The organism is Curtobacterium sp. AC272, assembly GCF_979258155.1.
The window spans coordinates 2,593,462-2,609,133 of record NZ_OZ409838.1 but is presented as its reverse complement, the minus strand read 5'-3'; the positions used below and the strand labels follow the sequence as shown (position 1 = coordinate 2,609,133).

At 71.0% G+C, this 15,672-nt stretch carries 19 protein-coding genes; 11 read left to right on the top strand and 8 right to left on the bottom strand.

Annotated features, from left to right (window positions below; all coding sequences use genetic code 11):
- Nucleotides 1–58: 58 nt before the first annotated feature.
- Nucleotides 59–1,288 carry an ornithine--oxo-acid transaminase gene (rocD, locus tag ACZZ0J_RS13380; RefSeq protein WP_463437332.1) on the bottom strand — a complete coding sequence of 410 codons (1,230 nt, stop codon included), beginning with the start codon at nt 1,286–1,288 and terminating at the stop codon, nt 59–61.
- A complete protein-coding gene (gene ddaH / locus ACZZ0J_RS13375) occupies nt 1,288–2,190 on the bottom strand; it encodes a dimethylargininase (protein ID WP_123339207.1) in 903 nt (300 codons plus the stop codon). Before ddaH ends, rocD begins: the two co-directional genes overlap by 1 nt.
- Before the next feature lie 247 nt (nt 2,191–2,437).
- Here ddaH and ACZZ0J_RS13370 point away from each other — a divergent pair, with 247 nt between their 5' ends.
- The 4 genes from ACZZ0J_RS13370 to ACZZ0J_RS13355 are packed head-to-tail and all read left to right on the top strand — an operon-like array spanning nt 2,438 to nt 4,885.
- Nucleotides 2,438–2,875, top strand: coding sequence for an Lrp/AsnC family transcriptional regulator (locus tag ACZZ0J_RS13370; protein WP_463437329.1), 438 nt, complete (start codon nt 2,438–2,440; stop codon nt 2,873–2,875).
- A 10-nt stretch (nt 2,876–2,885) separates the two neighbouring features.
- Nucleotides 2,886–3,260, top strand: a complete 375-nt coding sequence (locus ACZZ0J_RS13365; RefSeq protein ID WP_194647144.1) for a hypothetical protein — start codon at nt 2,886–2,888, stop codon at nt 3,258–3,260.
- A 22-nt stretch (nt 3,261–3,282) separates the two neighbouring features.
- On the top strand, nt 3,283–4,116 hold the full coding sequence (locus ACZZ0J_RS13360) for a nitroreductase family protein (RefSeq protein WP_463437327.1): 834 nt from the start codon (nt 3,283–3,285) through the stop codon (nt 4,114–4,116).
- Nucleotides 4,117–4,168: 52 nt separating this feature from the next.
- On the top strand, nt 4,169–4,885 hold the full coding sequence (locus ACZZ0J_RS13355; protein WP_463438185.1) for a YqjF family protein: 717 nt from the start codon (nt 4,169–4,171) through the stop codon (nt 4,883–4,885).
- On the opposite strand, the gene ACZZ0J_RS13350 is transcribed toward ACZZ0J_RS13355, so the two are convergent.
- Nucleotides 4,857–5,519: a hypothetical protein gene (locus ACZZ0J_RS13350; protein ID WP_463437325.1), complete on the bottom strand. Its 663-nt coding sequence runs from the start codon at nt 5,517–5,519 to the stop codon at nt 4,857–4,859. The genes ACZZ0J_RS13355 and ACZZ0J_RS13350 overlap by 29 nt on opposite strands.
- A gap of 93 nt (nt 5,520–5,612) precedes the next feature.
- Between ACZZ0J_RS13350 and ACZZ0J_RS13345 the strand changes: the two genes are divergently transcribed.
- From ACZZ0J_RS13345 to ACZZ0J_RS13330, 4 genes are all read left to right on the top strand, one after another.
- Complete coding sequence (locus ACZZ0J_RS13345) at nt 5,613–6,614, top strand: SDR family oxidoreductase (protein ID WP_463437323.1); 1,002 nt, start codon at nt 5,613–5,615, stop codon at nt 6,612–6,614.
- 24 nt (nt 6,615–6,638) lie between these two features.
- Nucleotides 6,639–6,953, top strand: coding sequence for a hypothetical protein (locus ACZZ0J_RS13340; RefSeq protein ID WP_463437321.1), 315 nt, complete (start codon nt 6,639–6,641; stop codon nt 6,951–6,953).
- Between the two features lie 90 nt (nt 6,954–7,043).
- The gene (locus tag ACZZ0J_RS13335; protein WP_123294528.1) at nt 7,044–7,586 is read left to right on the top strand and encodes a dihydrofolate reductase family protein; all 543 of its coding nucleotides are present in this window, start codon (nt 7,044–7,046) and stop codon (nt 7,584–7,586) included.
- Nucleotides 7,587–7,596: 10 nt separating this feature from the next.
- On the top strand, nt 7,597–7,794 hold the full coding sequence (locus ACZZ0J_RS13330) for a hypothetical protein (protein WP_123339214.1): 198 nt from the start codon (nt 7,597–7,599) through the stop codon (nt 7,792–7,794).
- 93 nt (nt 7,795–7,887) lie between these two features.
- Here ACZZ0J_RS13330 and ACZZ0J_RS13325 read toward each other — a convergent pair whose 3' ends face one another.
- Both ACZZ0J_RS13325 and ACZZ0J_RS13320 read right to left on the bottom strand, forming a co-directional pair.
- Nucleotides 7,888–8,649: a hypothetical protein gene (locus tag ACZZ0J_RS13325; protein ID WP_463437319.1), complete on the bottom strand. Its 762-nt coding sequence runs from the start codon at nt 8,647–8,649 to the stop codon at nt 7,888–7,890.
- Nucleotides 8,586–11,459: a proline dehydrogenase family protein gene (locus ACZZ0J_RS13320; RefSeq protein ID WP_463437318.1), complete on the bottom strand. Its 2,874-nt coding sequence runs from the start codon at nt 11,457–11,459 to the stop codon at nt 8,586–8,588. The genes ACZZ0J_RS13325 and ACZZ0J_RS13320 overlap by 64 nt, the downstream gene beginning before the upstream one ends.
- A 128-nt stretch (nt 11,460–11,587) precedes the next feature.
- Between ACZZ0J_RS13320 and ACZZ0J_RS13315 the strand changes: the two genes are divergently transcribed.
- Nucleotides 11,588–12,064, top strand: coding sequence for a MarR family winged helix-turn-helix transcriptional regulator (locus ACZZ0J_RS13315; RefSeq protein ID WP_123339216.1), 477 nt, complete (start codon nt 11,588–11,590; stop codon nt 12,062–12,064).
- Between the two features lie 170 nt (nt 12,065–12,234).
- On the opposite strand, the gene ACZZ0J_RS13310 is transcribed toward ACZZ0J_RS13315, so the two are convergent.
- The 3 genes from ACZZ0J_RS13310 to ACZZ0J_RS13300 are packed head-to-tail and all read right to left on the bottom strand — an operon-like array spanning nt 12,235 to nt 14,140.
- Nucleotides 12,235–12,942, bottom strand: coding sequence for an anti-sigma factor (locus ACZZ0J_RS13310; RefSeq protein WP_123937209.1), 708 nt, complete (start codon nt 12,940–12,942; stop codon nt 12,235–12,237).
- Complete coding sequence (locus tag ACZZ0J_RS13305) at nt 12,939–13,454, bottom strand: sigma-70 family RNA polymerase sigma factor (RefSeq protein WP_123294523.1); 516 nt, start codon at nt 13,452–13,454, stop codon at nt 12,939–12,941. The genes ACZZ0J_RS13310 and ACZZ0J_RS13305 overlap by 4 nt, the downstream gene beginning before the upstream one ends.
- On the bottom strand, nt 13,451–14,140 hold the full coding sequence (locus tag ACZZ0J_RS13300) for a YceI family protein (RefSeq protein WP_463437315.1): 690 nt from the start codon (nt 14,138–14,140) through the stop codon (nt 13,451–13,453). The genes ACZZ0J_RS13305 and ACZZ0J_RS13300 overlap by 4 nt, the downstream gene beginning before the upstream one ends.
- A gap of 67 nt (nt 14,141–14,207) precedes the next feature.
- Between ACZZ0J_RS13300 and ACZZ0J_RS13295 the strand changes: the two genes are divergently transcribed.
- Nucleotides 14,208–14,546 (top strand): hypothetical protein, encoded by a 339-nt coding sequence (locus ACZZ0J_RS13295; protein WP_159573718.1) that lies wholly within the window; start codon nt 14,208–14,210, stop codon nt 14,544–14,546.
- Between the two features lie 109 nt (nt 14,547–14,655).
- Nucleotides 14,656–15,666, top strand: a complete 1,011-nt coding sequence (locus tag ACZZ0J_RS13290) for a TerC family protein (RefSeq protein WP_123294520.1) — start codon at nt 14,656–14,658, stop codon at nt 15,664–15,666.
- The last annotated feature ends 6 nt before the right edge of the window (nt 15,667–15,672 follow it).

The following is a 15,672-nucleotide window of genomic DNA, read 5'->3' as shown; positions in this document are numbered from 1 at the left end:
GAAATGGTCGGGTGCCATGTGGCGACCCGACCATTTCTGCTCACGAAGCGCGCGCGGCTCAGGCGCGCGCGGACAGGACCGACGCGAGCGTCCCCATCGCCGTGCGCAGTTCGTCGTCGGTGACCACGAGCGGCGGGGCGAAGCGGATCGTCGAACCGTGGGTGTCCTTCACGAGCAGCCCGCGTTCGGCCAGGTCCTTCGAGATCTCCTTGCCGGTGCCGAGCGCCGGGTCGATGTCGATCCCTGCCCAGAGTCCGGCGACGCGGTGCGACACGACCCCCTTGCCGAGCAGGTCGTCGAGCAGTCCGCGCAGCAACGGTTCGCCGTCGAGGGCGCGCTGCTGGAACGTGCCCTCGCCGAGCATCGCCACGACCTCGGCGCCGACGGCCGCGGCGAGCGGGTTGCCACCGAAGGTCGAACCGTGCTCACCGGGACGCAGCACGCCGAGGACAGCGCGCGAGCCGACGACCGCGGACACCGGCACGATGCCGCCGCCGAGTGCCTTGCCGAGCGTGATGAGGTCGGGACGGACCCCGACGCGCTGCACGGCGAGGGTGTGGCCCGTGCGGCCGAGTCCGGACTGGATCTCGTCGGCGATGAACAGCGCACCGAACTCGTCGCAGACCTCCCGGACTTCCGGGAGGTACGACGGCGGCAGGATGACCACGCCGCCCTCGCCCTGGATGGGTTCGAGCAGCACGGCGACGACGGTGTCGTCCATCGCCGCGCGCAGGGCAGCGGCGTCGCCGTACGGCACGGTGCGGAAGCCCGGGGTGTACGGCCCGAAGTCGTTGCGCGCGTCGGGGTCGTCGGAGAACGAGATGATCGTGGTGGTGCGACCGTGGAAGTTCCCGGACGCCACGATGATCGTCGCGCGGTCCGCGGGGACCCCCTTGACGCGGTAGCCCCAGGCGCGGGACACCTTGATCGCGGACTCGACGGCCTCGGCACCGGTGTTCATCGGCAGGACCATCTCGGTCTCCGTCAACGCCGCCAGTGCCGTGGCGAACGGCCCGAGCTGGTCGTTCACGAACGCACGACTCGTGAGCGTCACCCGGTCGAGCTGCGCCCGGGCGGCGTCGAGCAGCCGCGGGTTGCCGTGGCCGAAGTTCACCGCGGAGTACGCGGCGAGCCCGTCCAGGTACTGCTTGCCGTCGACGTCGGTGACGGTCGCTCCGGCACCCGACGCGATGACGACGGGCAGCGGGCTGTAGTTGTGCGCGAGGGCGCGGTCCTCGACGGCGAGCGCCGCCGCGGTGTTGACCCCGAGCGACGCTGCCGCCGACATCAGCTGACCCCGAGCGAACGCGCGACCGAGGTGCCGGTGCCGACCGGGTGCAGGTCGAGCGTGCAGCACTTCACGCCGCCACCGCCGAGCAGCAGCTCGGACAGGTCGACGCCGATCGGGTTGTACCCCTTCTCCCTGAGCTGTTCGGCGAACCGAACAGCTCGCGCGGCGATCACGACGTTGTACCCGTCGGAGTAGGAGTTCAGGCCGAGGATCGCGGCGTCTTCCTCGGTCGCGATGATCGCGTCGGGGAAGCGCTCGCGCAGGATCGCCAGCGACGGCTCGTCGAAGGCGCTCTCGAGGTACGCGATGTTCGACCGGCCGGAAGCGTCGGGTTCCGGGTCGAGCACGGCGATGGCGGTGTCGAGGTGGTAGAAGCTCGGGTTGATGAGCTTCAGGGTGACGACCTCGCGGCCGTAGATCGTCGCGAGTTCGTCGTGCGAGGTGCTGTCCGACCGGAAGCCGGTGCCGGCGAAGATCGTGTTGCCGATGAGCAGGAAGTCACCCTCGCCCTCGTTGGTCTGCTCCGGCTCGGCGACGGTCAGGCCGGCCTGACGGAACCAGTCCATGTACGCCGGGCCCTCGGGCTGGCGCTCGGGGTACTGGAACTTCGCGCCGTAGGCGATGCCGTCGAGCACGAACCCGCCGTTGGCCGCGTAGACCATGTCCGGCAGGCCGTCGATGGGGTCGATGTACGAGATGTCGAAGCCGAGCTGCTCGTACACGTCGACGAGCGTCTGCCACTGGGCGACGGCCTTCGACGTGTCGGTCGGCTCCTCCGGGTGCATCCACGGGTTGATCCGGTAGCTCACCGTGTAGAAGTCCGGCTTGCACATCAGGATCGTCCGCTTGGTGGCGGTACGGGCCGGTGCATCGGTGGTCGAGGGTGCGGTGTTCGACATCAGTCCTCCTGAGAAGGGACCGGGGCCCGAGCCTGCCAGGAACCGAAACGGAACGAAGGAGAGGTGCTCCGGCGAGATGCAGGCTCACTCGCCGTAGCGGACCAGGTCGACGCCACTCGAAAGTCTGGCATGAACCGTCCGAAGAGTGCAGTCCCCCATCCGTCGGACCGTGACACCCGTTCGGGTGACGCACGTTTCGTGCGTCCGACCCGCCGACCTCGCAAGAAGTCCGCGTACGATGGGTGCAATGGATTCGCTCGACCACCGCATCCTGGATCAACTCCGGGACAACGCCCGCGCCGGCTACGGCGACATCGAGTCGGTGGTCGGACTCTCGGCATCGGCCGTCAAGCGCCGTGTCGACCGGCTCGTCGGCGACGGCGTCATCCAGGGCTTCACGATCAAGGTCGACCCCGCCGTCGAGGACCGCGGCACCGAGGCCTGGGTCGAGCTGTACTGCCGCGGCACGGTCTCCCCCGACGAGCTCCGTGCGCTGCTCGACACCGTGCCCGAGGTCATCGACGCCGGCACGGTCACGGGGAGCGCCGACGCCGTCGTGCACATGCGCTCGAAGGACCTGTCCGCGCTGGAGGAGGCGCTCGACAAGGTCCGCCTCGCACCGCAGGTGGACCACACGCGCTCCGCGATCGTGCTCTCCAAGCTGGTCAGTCGCGACACCGCGTAACGTCCCACGCATGGGACGGAAGGCGGTCTGGAGGCGCGGCTCGGCACCCACGGGATCGCGCCCGGCCCGGCAGCTGGTCACCGCTGCGAGCGTCGCCTACGTCGCGAACTGCCTCTGGGGCACGGCCGTCGCCGTCCGGTTGATCCGGACGAAGAAGCTCCGCGTCGTGCACCACGGCCTGTTCGTCGTGACGGCGACGCTCACCGGGGCCGCCGCGACGACGCCCTTGTGGACCCGGGACCGTTCGGCGCTGTTCCTGCTGCCCGCAGTCGTCCCGCTCGCGCTCGCGCCCCGCACGAACCCGCGCTCCGGAGCACACTGGAAGATCGCGGTGGCCGCCGCGCCGTCCTACCTGGGGGCGCTGCTGGTGCGGCGTCGACCGTGACGACGAGACACGAGGGGAAGCAGTGGAGCTCTTCGAGGCCATCCGACGCCGCCGGACCACGAACGGGGCGTTCCTGCCCGACCCGGTGTCCGAGGAGCACCAACGGCTGCTCATGGAGCTCGCCGGCCGGGCCCCGTCCCAGCTGAACAGCCAACCGTGGCGGTTCGTGCTGGTCGAGGAGCGCGACACGATCGACCGGGTCGCCGCGATCAGCGGCAGCTCGATGACCCGCACCATGGCCGAGGGGACGTTCTTCGAGCGGTACAAGCCGTACTTCCGGTTCTCGAAGGCCGAGATGGACGAGCGGCGCGACGGCATGCTGTTCGACAAGCTCCCCGGGCCGCTCCGGCCGTTCACGAAGCAGGTGTTCACGAAGCGCGGACAGCTGCTCATGAACACCCTCCGCGTGCCGCAGAGCCTGGGTGAGGAGAACCGGAAGCTCGTCGCCGGGTCGCCGCTGCTGCTCGGGGTGATGCTCGACCGCCACGAGTACCGGCAGCAGGAGCTGTCCGGCTTCTACTCGGTGTTCAGCATGGGCGCGGCGATGGAGAACATCTGGCTCGCGACGACCGAGCTCGGGCTGGGGATCCAGTTCGTGTCCTTCCCGATGGAGACGCCGGGCGCCTGGGCGGAGATCGAAGGGCTGCTCCGGGTGCCCGAGTCGCTCGAGCTCATGGCCGTCTACCGGATCGGGTACCTGCCGCCCGAACGGCGCCGCCCCGCGATCGACTGGACGTCGAGCGAGCGGAAGCGGCCATCGCAGTACGTGTTCCGCGGCACCTGCGACACCCCGCAGCAGGGGTGGGACGACGCGCCCGTCGCGGGCCACATCGAACCGGAGGCGACCACATCGTGACCGACACCCGACCCACCCAGAGCGCCCCGGGCCTCCCGGGAACCGCCCCGGCCTGCCGGGCCGTCCCTGGATCTCGCAGGACTGGCTCGACGTCGTCTTCGTGCACTGGCGCGTCGACGTGTCGGCGGTGGCCACGCTGCTGCCAGCCGGAACGCGACCCGACACGATGGCGCTCGACGGGACCGACGACGGGGTGACCACCTGGGTGGGCCTCATCGCGTTCCGGTTCGAGGACACCCGGTTCCCGCCGCTCGGGGCGCTGGGGCGGACCGGCTCGATCGGCGACTTCGTCGAGGTGAACGTCCGTGTCTACACGGTCGACGAGCAGGGCCAGCACGGTGTCGTGTTCCTGTCGCTCGACGCCGGCAAGCTGCTGCCGACCCTCGGCGCACGCGTGGCCACCGGGCTGCCGTACTGGTGGGCGGACGCCGAGTCGCGGAGCGGCGACGGCCGCGTCGGGTACGCGATGCGACGGCACGGGACGCACCTGCGGTCGATGCTCGACGTCCGCGTGGGCGAGGTACTGGACGAGCCAGGGCCGCTCGAGACGTTCCTGACCGCGCGGTGGGGCATGCACGTGCACCGGGCCGGGCGGACACGGTTCTGGCCGAACGAGCACGACGCGTGGCCGTTGCACCGGGCCTCGGTGGTGTCGCTGCGGGACGACCTGATCGGGGCCGCCGGGCTGCCGTTCGGGTTGACGGAGCTCGAGCCGGACTCGGTGCTCTACTCGGCGGGGGTCACGACGCGGTTCGGTCGGGGGCGGTGAGGCCGGACTCGGGCTCGTCGCGCGGAGCGCGGGCGGCTGCCCGGAACTGGTGAACGGCGACGACGGCACCGAACAACCCGAAGAAGGACCCGGCGACCCAGGCGACGGTCCGGTACTCCGGGAGGCCAGGCGCGGTGAACCCGATCACGGCGAGGGTCGTGCAGATCACCGCCACCGACGCCGAGGCCCACGCGACGACGAGGTGGTCGATGCGCGGGACGACGCGCGCGAACCGGAACGTCATCGGGATCCCGGCGATCGCGCCGAACACCAGGCCGGATGGAGTCCCGACCACCAGGCTCGCCACCGCGACGACCGCCGCGCTCGTCACTGCCACCACCACCCGGGTGACGTGGCAGCGCCACGAGGCCGCACGCGTCTGCTCGTCGTACGCGCGCCAGCCCGTCACGAGCAGCGCGACTGAACCCGTCCCGAACACGACCGCAGCGGCGATGCCGACGACGAGTGCGAAGACGCCCCCGAAGGCGATGCCGAGGGCGACGTGCGCGGCGGCGAGGAGCAGCTCGAGCACCGGGTAGAGCCAGACCTCGAGCAGCCGGTTCGGGGTGTTCAGGACCCAGCCGGGAGGGGCTTCCTCAGCGAGGTCGTCGCTCTCGGGGTCTCGGGTCTCCACGTGGCCATCATGGCCGGTCGGTGTGATCGTGGTTCGGTGGCCGCCGATCCGGGGGACACCGGCTGAGTGGTGCGCGGTCGGCCGCAGGTACAAGTGAGCCATGACTCGAGTGGCAGTGGTGACCGGTGGATCCGCAGGACTGGGGCGTGCGACCGTCCGGGAGCTCGCCGCGCGGGGTGGGACGTCGCCGTCCTCGCCCGTGGACGGGACGGCGTCGACGCCGCGGTCGCCGAGGTCGAGGCCGCTGGGCGTCGCGGGCTGGCCCTGGTCGCCGACGTGTCCGACCGCGAGGCCGTCGAGGCCGCGGCCGACCGCGTCGAGCAGGAACTCGGGCCGATCGACCTGTGGGTGAACGGCGTGATGGTCGGGGTGTTCGGCAAGTTCCTGGACACCGCGCCCGAGGACTTCGAGCGGGCGCTGAACGTGACCTACCTCGGCTTCGTCAACGGGACCCGCGCCGCGCTCTCCCGGATGGTGCCCCGCGGCCAGGGGCACGTCGTCCAGGTCGGCTCAGCACTCGGCTTCCGGGGCATCCCGCTGCAGGCCGCGTACTGCGGCGCGAAGCACGCGATCGTCGGGTTCACCGAGTCCGTCGTCTCCGAGCTGCTCGAACAGGGCAGCAAGGTGAAGGTGTCGCGGGTCGACATGCCCGCCCTCAACACGATCCAGTTCGGCTGGGTGAAGTCGAAGCTGCCGCACCACCCGCAGCCGGTCGCCCCGATCTTCCAGCCCGAGGTCGGTGCCCGCGCGATCGCTGCCGTGGCCGAACGGCCGCGCCGTCGCACCTGGGTTGGCGAGTCGACCGTCTACACGATCCTCGGCAACCGGATCAGCGGGCGTTTCGCCGACTGGTACGCCGCCAAGACGCTCGTCTCCGGGCAGCAGGCGCCGGACAAGGACGGGCAGGAGCTGCAGGACAACCTGTACGAGCCGGTGCCAGGCGACCACGGCGCGCACGGTGTGTTCGACGAGTCCGCGCACGCCTGGTCGCCGCAGACCTGGTGGGTGGAGCACCGCCGGATGGGCAACGGGATCATCGGAGCGGCACTCGGTGCGGCCGGGGCCGTCGCACTCGTGGCCGGACGACGACGATGAACCGCCGCGGATCGTCGGTGCGGGGTGCAGCCGTCGTCGAGCTGGTGTCGGGCTGGACTCGGCCTGTGGCACCTCGGCCGAGCGGCTCGTGGCCACGACCAGGCCGTGCTGCACGGTGTGCTCGGCGTCCGGCAGCTCGTGCAGGCAGCCCTCGTCGCACGCACGGGCTCCGGGAACGCGCACACGCTCAGCGCCGCCGTCGACGCGGTGCACGCCGTGACGATGGTGCCGCTCGCCCTCGACCCACGACGCCGCGGGTTCGCCCTGCAGCAGGTGTGGATCGCCACGGCGCTCACCGTCGCCGAGGTCGCCGTCGTCGGTCGGGGCGGCCGGCGCTGACGGCGGGCGGCGCTGACGGCGGCCGGCGCTGACGGCGGCCGGCGCTGACGGCGCTGACGTCTGTCGGGGGTGCTCGGTAGCGTCCGGGGCATGGGTACCACCTACTCCGTCGCGTCCTCGCTGGACGGCTTCGTCGCTGCACCGGACGACGACCTCGACTGGCTGCTGCAGTTCGGCTTCGAGCCGTTCCAGGAGCACCACGACCGGTTCTTCGCTGGCATCGGCGCGATCGTCATGGGCTCGACCACGTACGAGTGGCTGCTCGAGCACGACGACACCTGGGCGTACCCGGACCTGGCGACGTGGGTGTTCACCACGCGTGACCTGCCGGTGCCGGACGGCGCCGACGTCCACTTCGTGTCGGGCGAGGTCGCGGACCACCAGGCCGACCTCGAACGGGCCGCCGGCGAGCGCGACGTCTGGGTCGTCGGCGGCGGACTGCTCGCGGCGCAGTACCAGCAGGCCGGGCTGCTCGACGAGCTCCGCGTCACCGTGATGCCGGTGGCGCTCGGTGCCGGTGCGCCGCTGCTGCCGGTCGCGGCGCCGACCCCGGTGTTCGAGCTGGTCGGGACGACGCCGTTCACCGGCGGTGCCGTCGAGCTGCACTACCGGTCCGCAGCAACCCCGGCGTAGCGTCCGAGCCATGAGCGACAACGAGCAGACCGAGCCCGTCATGGACGGCGCCAACGAGGCCACGAACCACGAGAAGCTGCACGGCCTGATCGAACAGGTCGACCACGACCACCACGGCGAGGGCGCCGGAGCGATGGCCGACCACCTGCGTGACCGGATGGACGAGACCGGCGTCGAGGACGAAGAAGCAGGCGACACCGAGGACTGACCGAGCCGGCGCCACGCCGCACACTTCGTGAGCAGAAATGGTCGGGTCCGCCGCAGCGCACCCGACCATTTCTGCTCACCAAGCGGCAGGCCGTCAGACGCGCAGCTCCGAGAAGTCCGCGTCGACATCTCCGAACCGGTGAGCGGTGATCGAGACCGACTGTTCCCGGATGAACGGGAGCATCTCGATCAACCCGGCCTCGACCACCGGCGCGTCGTGGATCGCGACGTCGATGCTCGCTCCGAGGGCTTCCTCGAGCGCCAGGGCATCGCCACCGATGAGCCGGATCCGTGCCCCGGGGCCGCCGAACGCCGTGTGCACGGGTCGGTCCTGTCCCTGCGCGAGCATGTCCCCGAGGGCGTCGGCGGGCTCGGCGTCCTCATCGCTCGTCCAGTTCGCCTGGAACACGGCGCCGGACGACGCACGGGCGTGGAAATCCTGGTCGGACTCGACAAAGTGGTCGACGACGTCCAGCGGCGACCGACTCGAGGCCAGCAGCTGACTGAGCGGACCGGGCAACGGGCGGGCGGTGCTGAGCAGGACGTGGGCGCGGGCAGCCGTGGCGGCGACGAGCGCCCGGACCAGGTCACCCGCCGAGGCGTCCTCGGCCTGCCGCACGATGACGGACTGCGGTCGGTGGCGCAGCACGTTCCGCTGCACCACGAGCCCCGACAGGTCGTGCGACCCGCCGTACAGCTCCTCGCGCGCACGGACGTCGCTGAGCGCACCGGCCCGCACCTGGTCGAACTCCTCGAACGACAAGCCGCTGCGTGCGGCCTCGATCACCGAGGTCACGCGCGGCGGGAGACCGTGCAGCTGGATGCTCTTGTGCACCGTGCGCGGGACCGGCTCCACCGGCCGAGCGTCGCGACGTACATCGGTCCGCCCGCCTTCGTGCCGGTGCCCACCGACGACCGCTTCCAGCCGCCGAACGGCTGCCGACCGACGACCGCACCGGTGATGCCGCGGTTCACGTACAGGTTGCCGGCGCGCACACTCGCCAGCCAGTCCGCCACCTCGTCGGCGTCGAGCGAGTGGATCCCCGCCGTCAGGCCGTAGTCGGTGCCGTTCTGGATCGCGATCGCCTGCTCGAGCGTCTCGGCGCGCATGATGCCGAGCACCGGGCCGAAGTACTCGGTCTGGTGGAAGTCGCTGCCCGGGCGGACGCCGTCACGGATGCCGGGTGACCACAGCCGCCCGGAGTCGTCGAGGGCCGTCGGCTGCACGAGCCAGGACTCCCCCGGGCCGAGCTCGGTGAGCCCTTGCCGCAGCTTGCCCTCGGGCTCGGCGATGACCGGGCCGACCTGGGCGGTGGGGTCGTCGGGCCAGGCGACCCGGAGCGTGCGCGTGGCGTCGACGAGCTGCCGACGGAAGCGTTCGCTCTCGCCGACCATGCCGACCAGGACGACCAGGGACGCCGCCGAGCACTTCTGGCCGGCGTGGCCGAAGGCGGACTGCACGATGTCCTGCACCGCGAGGTCGATGTCGGCGCTCGGCGTGACGACGATCGCGTTCTTGCCGCTCGTCTCGGCGCTGAGCGGCAGACCGGCGCGCCACCACCGGAACGACCGCGCGGTGTCGGCCGAACCGGTCAGGATGATGCGGTCCACGGCGGGGTGCCCGACGAGGTCTCGACCGAGTTCGTCCTCGGCAAGGTCGACGAGCTGCAGCAACGAGTGCGGCACGCCGGCGTCCCAGAGCACGTCGGCCAGCAGCGCACCACTGCGCTTCGCCTCGGGTGCCGGCTTGAGCACGACTCCGCTGCCCGCGGCGAGCGCCGCCAGCACCCCACCGGCGGGGATCGCGACGGGGAAGTTCCACGGCGGCACGACGACGGTCAGGCGAGGCGGGACGTAGCGGGCACCCTCGACGTCGCCGAGGCGGCGGGCGCGCTCGGCGTAGTAGTGGGCGGCGTCGACGGCTTCGGTGACCTCGGTGTCGGCCTCGGAGAACGTCTTGCCGGTCTCCGCCGCCATCACCTCGATCAGGTCGGCGCGGCGGGTCTCGAGCTCGTGCCCGATCAGGTCGAGGAGCTCAGCACGGTCGGAGGGGTCCTGCCGCCCCCAGTTGACGCCCGCCTGAGCGGTGCGGGCCATGATCCGTTCGAGCTTGGAGCGGTCGGCCACCTTCGCCCCGCGGATCGTCTGCGCGCCGAGCTGCGAGCGCGGTACCCGGCGCAGGACGTCGAGCGCCCACGAACGGTTGGCGGGGACGGCGGGGTCGGTGTCCGCGGCGTTCCGGAACGCGTCGCGCAGGACGGGGTCGCCGAGTGCCAGGTGGCGGTCCTGGGTGCGGTGCGTCGCGTGCACCGGCTCGTCGAGGGCCGCGACCGACGCCAGGTACCGGCCGTGTTCGCGGTCGAACACGCTGGCGTCGTGGTCGATGTCGGACGCTGCGGCGATGAAGTTCTCGGGGCTCGAGCTCTCCTGCAGGCGGCGGGCGAGGTACGCGATCGCGGAGTCGAACTCGTCCGGCTGCACGACGGGCGTGTAGAGCAGGATCTGTCCGACGTCGGCTCGGACGGCGTCGGCGTGCGTCGATGCCATGCCGAGCAGCATCTCGACGTCGACCGCGTCGGTCACCCCGCGGCGCTGGGCGAGGACCCACGCGGTCGCCAGGTCGAACAGGTTGTGCCCGGCGACGCCGATGCGCACGGCGTCGGTGCGCTCCGGGGTCAACGCGGCGTCGAGCATCCGCAGGTAGGCGGTGTCGGTCTCGCGCTTGCTGCCCCAGGTGGCGAGCGGCCAGTCGTGCACGATCGCGTCGACGTGCTCCATCGCCAGGTTCGCGCCCTTGACGAGCCGCACCTTGATCGGTGCGCCACCCCGGGCACGGCGTTCCTGCGCCCACGTCGTCAGCGACTCGAGCGCCCCTGCGGCGTCGGGCAGGTAGGCCTGCAGCACGATGCCGGCCTGCAGCCCCGCGAACTCGTCGCGGTCGAGCAGGGTCCGGAACACCGCGAGGGTGACGTCGAGGTCGCGGTACTCCTCCATGTCGAGGTTGATGAACTTGGCCTGGCCACCGGACGCCAGCGGAGCGGCCGCGAGCCGGTACAACGGCACGAGCCGGTCGACGACCCGCTCGACCGTCTGGTCGAACGCCCACATCGACATCTGCGGCACGACCGAGCTGACCTTGATCGACACGTAGTCGACGTCGTCGCGGGCGAGCAGGTCCATCGTCCCCTGCAGCCGACGGTCGCTCTCGGCGCTGCCGAGCACGGCTTCGCCGAGCAGGTTCACGTTGAGCCGGGTACCCGGCCCACCGACCTTGGCGAGCGCCGGACCGAGCTTCGCCGTGCTCGCGTCGATCACCAGGTGGCCGGTCATCCGGCGCAGGATCCGGCGAGCGGTGGGGATGACCGCCCACGGCGCCATCGTCGCGAACCCACCGCCGAGCGTCACCGCGCCGCGCAGGTACCAGGCGAGGAAGTCGGGGACGTCGCGGCTGACCTGTTCGAGGTTGCGGGCGGCGACCCGGGGGTCTTCGGGGCGGATGACCTTGTCGACGAAGCTGCGCGTGAAGTCGAGCCCACGCTCATCGCGCAGGGCCTCGGCGAGACGGGCGGCACCGGCGTCCGGCTTCGCCCCGGCGGACGCCGCCAGCCACTTGCGGACCAGCGCAACGGCGTCGTCGGTGCAGTCCTGGAGGCGGGCGCTCGGCATGCTCCGATCGTATGCCGCACCTCCGACCTCACCTTGGAGCGCGCCGCACGTCGGCCAGGAGTCATCCGGACGGATGAAAGACGCGGCGGCGGGGTCGGTCGGCCCCCACGGTGGATACGCTGGTCGGCATGTCGACGCAGGGCAACGATGGCCACGACTGGGCGACGTGGGACGCCTACCACGACGTCTGGCGACGCCTCGACCGAGCGCTCGACCAGGCCGTCCAGGCGGGCGCCGGCATCTCCATCCCCGAGTTCGAGATCCTGATCGGGCTGCAGCGTGAGCCGGACCACCGGCTGCGCGTCCGCGACATCGCCGCCGGCATCGGTTGGGAGAAGTCGCGCGTCAGTCACCAGGTCACACGAATGGTCTCCCGTGGCTTGGTCGGACGCGCCGACTGCCCGACCGATGGGCGCGGCAGCTGGGTGGAGATGACCCCCGATGGCCGCCGCGCGGTGCTCGCCGGCATCCGCGCGCACACCGGTGCGCTGGAAGACCTGTTCTGGAGGCCCGTGGGGACCGACGCGGACACCCTCCGGTCCGTCAGCGCGCGCGTCCAGGACGCGATCGGCCCCGACGTGTCGGACGAGGCCGCCTCGGGCTAGCTGCCCCCGCACGTCCGCCGAGGTTCCACGACTCGCCGCACGGGGACCGCCGAGGTTCCACGGACGACGCTGTGCTGCGCCGAGGTTCCGAGATCTCGGAACCTCGGGAGCAGAGGCTTCGGGACGGGGACGGGGACGGGGACGAGCGGGGCGCGGGGGCGGACGGGCGGTCAGAGGTCGACGACGGCGAGGGCACCCTGTTCGCCGCGGAGCCGCACCTGCACGCTCGCGATGTCGTCGCGCGGGATGTCCGTCGACGCCGACAGTCCCTTCGCGTCCTCGCCGGCGGCCGTCCACGAGCCGACGATCTGCGCGGTGCCGTCGGACCGCACGACGACCAGGTCGTACATGACCGAGCCGTCCGCTGCCCACTCCTTGCCGCCGTACGAGCAACCCCAGTCGAAGCGGGTGCCCCACTGTTCACCGCTGACGGCCAGGTCCACGTCGAGTCCCTGGGCGCCGGTCATGTCGTAGCGGTCCGCGGTCGCCGATGCCGAGACGTCACGTCCGGCCTGCACCGATCCACGGTCCCCCGCCGTGCCGACGGCGAGTCCGCCCAGGACGGCAGCGACCACCGCGAGCCCTGCGGTGGCGGCGACCCAGACCCGGCGTCGGCGGCGACGGTGTCGAACGCGGTGCGCGACGGAGGCGAGGGTGCTCTCGGAACCGGTGTCGGGCCTCCCGTCCGGTTCGGCGATCTCGATCGCCTGGTCGGCCGGCAGCTTGGCGAGCAGACCGGGCAGGCCGACCAGCTCGGCGACGGCGGCCGTGCAACGGTCGCAGGTCTCCAGGTGCTGCTCGTACTCGAGCCGTTCGTCCGGGCTCAGGGACCCGAGCACGTACGCCGCGTCCCACTCTGCGTACCGGTCGTCGCTCATCGGGTCACTCCTCGTTCCTGCAGTGCGAGCCGCAGGGCTCGCAGCCCGTAGTGCAGCCGCGACTTCGCGGTGCCCTCGGGGATGTCGTGTCGTCGTGCGATCTCCGGCACCGTGTGGCCGAGCCAGTAGGCGTCCACGACCACGCGGCGGTGGTCCGGGGAGAGCGAGGCGAGCGCGTCGGCCACGACGATGCGGTCGAGCACGGCGTCGGTGCGGTCCGACTCGGCGCGGTCCACGGGGTGCTCGGTGCCGAACTCCCGGCGGTTCCGAGCCGATCGCGCGTCGTCGACGACGAGGTTGCGCGCCACGGTGAACAGCCAGGCGCGTGCACTGTCCGGCGCGCGTTCCAGCACCGCCGGTCGCTGCCAGGCACGGACCATGGTCTCCTGCACGACGTCCTCGACCGCCGAGCCGTCCCGCGTCAGGTGCCGGACGTACCGGGTGAGCGCGTCACCGTGCTCGCGGTACAGCGTCGCGAGCAGCTCGTCGGCGGAACGACTCGACACGGTCACTTCTGCAGGTCGAGGGAGAACTCGACGGAGCCCTTCCCGTCCACGGTGACGAAGCCGAGCGAGGGAGCCTTCACGCCGTAGTCGGCGAACGTGATCGGCACCGAGCCGGCGACCTGGACGGTGCCACCCGTGCCGACCGCCACCTGCGCATCGGCGGTGACGGCCTTCGTGACGCCGTGCAGGTCCATCGTGCCGGTCAGGGTGACGTCCTGCGTGCTGCCGTCGAGCGCCGTCGAGACGTCGACGGGCTTCGTCAGCGTGAACGTCGCCGTCGGGAACTCGTCCGTCTCCAGCGCGGTGTCCCGGAAGTATGCGTCGCGTGCGGACTCGGGGGTGGTGATCTTCGCGACCTGGACCGTGACCGTCGCCTTCGCGAGGGAGCCGCCGTCGACCTCGGCGGTGCCCTCGACGTCCTTCGTGCGTCCGACCACGTTCACATCATTCCCCTGCAGCACCTCGTGCACCCGGTAGCCGGCGTACGAGGTCTTCGTGCTGGTCCAGGTGCCGTCGGCGTCCGCCGCGTCGAGGCTGGCGGACGACGTCGCCTGCAGCGAGGGTGCGGCGGCGGCCTGTCCGTTGACGGTGTTCGCGTAGATGGACGGACCGGCGATGACAGCGGCGGCCGCGATGACCACGACGCCGGTGGAGATGCCGATGATGACCTTGGTGCGTGTGCGGAGTCCCATACCCGGTCAACGAGGTGGCAGTCTGGATCGTTCACCGTCGACGGGACGACGATGCCGAAGGAGGTCGATGCACGTGGAACTGGTCATGCTGCTGGCGGCCGTCGGCGTCTCGATCGGCACGATCGTCGTCGTGCTCCGACGTACCAGGGATGCCGGATGGGTCCGGGACGCACAGCTGACGATGAACGCGAGTCCAGGCTGGACGGTGGTCTCGCTGGTGTTCCACGGGCTCGGAGCCGCAACGGGGTTCGTCATCGGTTCGGTCTTCATCGCCGGCGGCCACCCGGCGGCCGGATGGGTGTTCCTGTGCTTCGGCGGGATGCTCGGTGTGCTCGTCGGAGTACAGATCTGGGTCGCACGACGGCCGTTCCCACCGGACCCACCGGTCGACGGCCCCGGTCGCTGAACGCGGGACGCGGTCGCTCGGCGCGCGAACGTCCCCGACACTAGAGGGGACAGCAACCGAGCCCGGCCGTGCTCGACTGCCCGCCCACCACCAGCAAGGAACGCACCAGATGCCCGAACTCCCCGTCGTGTTCGAAGTCGGCTCGCTGATCGCGATCGTCGCGATCCTGCTCGCCGACCTGCTCATCGTCGCGCGCCGGCCGCACGTGCCGACGCTGCGCGAGTCGGCGACGTGGGTGGGCGTCTACGTGGGGCTCGCGCTGGTCTTCGCGGTCCTGATGCTCGTGTTCGCGGGCGGCGACTCGGCGGGTGAGTTCCTGGCCGGTTGGCTCACCGAGTACAGCCTGAGCATCGACAACCTGTTCGTCTTCGTCATCATCATGGCGCGGTTCTCGGTGCCGAAGAAGATCCAGCAAGAGGTGCTGATGCTCGGCATCATCATCGCGCTCGTGCTGCGCGGCATCTTCATCCTCGTCGGTGCCCAGCTCATCGAGAACTTCTCGTGGATCTTCTACATCTTCGGCGCGTGGCTGATCTGGACGGCGATCCAGCAGCTCCGCGGCGAGGACGATGCCGACGACCAGAAGGACAGCTTCATCGTCCGGCTGCTCCGCCGTCGGGTGCGCCTCACCGACACGTTCGACGGCATGAAGTTCCGGACCACCCACGACGGCGTGCGGCACTTCACCCCGTTGCTCATCGTGCTGATCGCCATCGGCACCACCGACCTGCTGTTCGCACTCGACTCGATCCCCGCGATCTTCGGCATCACCGAGAGCCCGTTCATCGTGTTCACCGCGAACGTCTTCGCCCTGATGGGTCTGCGGCAGCTGTACTTCCTGCTCGGTGGACTGCTCGAGCGGCTCGTCTACCTGAAGTACGGGATCGCGGTGATCCTCGCGTTCATCGGTGTGAAGCTCGTCCTGCACGCACTGCACGACAACGAACTGCCGTTCCTGAACGGTGGCGAGCACATCGAGTGGGCGCCGGAGATCAACACGTGGGTCTCCTTGATCGTGATCATCGCCGCGATGGCGCTGTCGACCCTGGCCAGTGTCGTGCGGATGCGCCACGACGGCGTCGAGGCGAAGGACGAAGAACCCGCTCGCACCTCGGACTGACGGCGG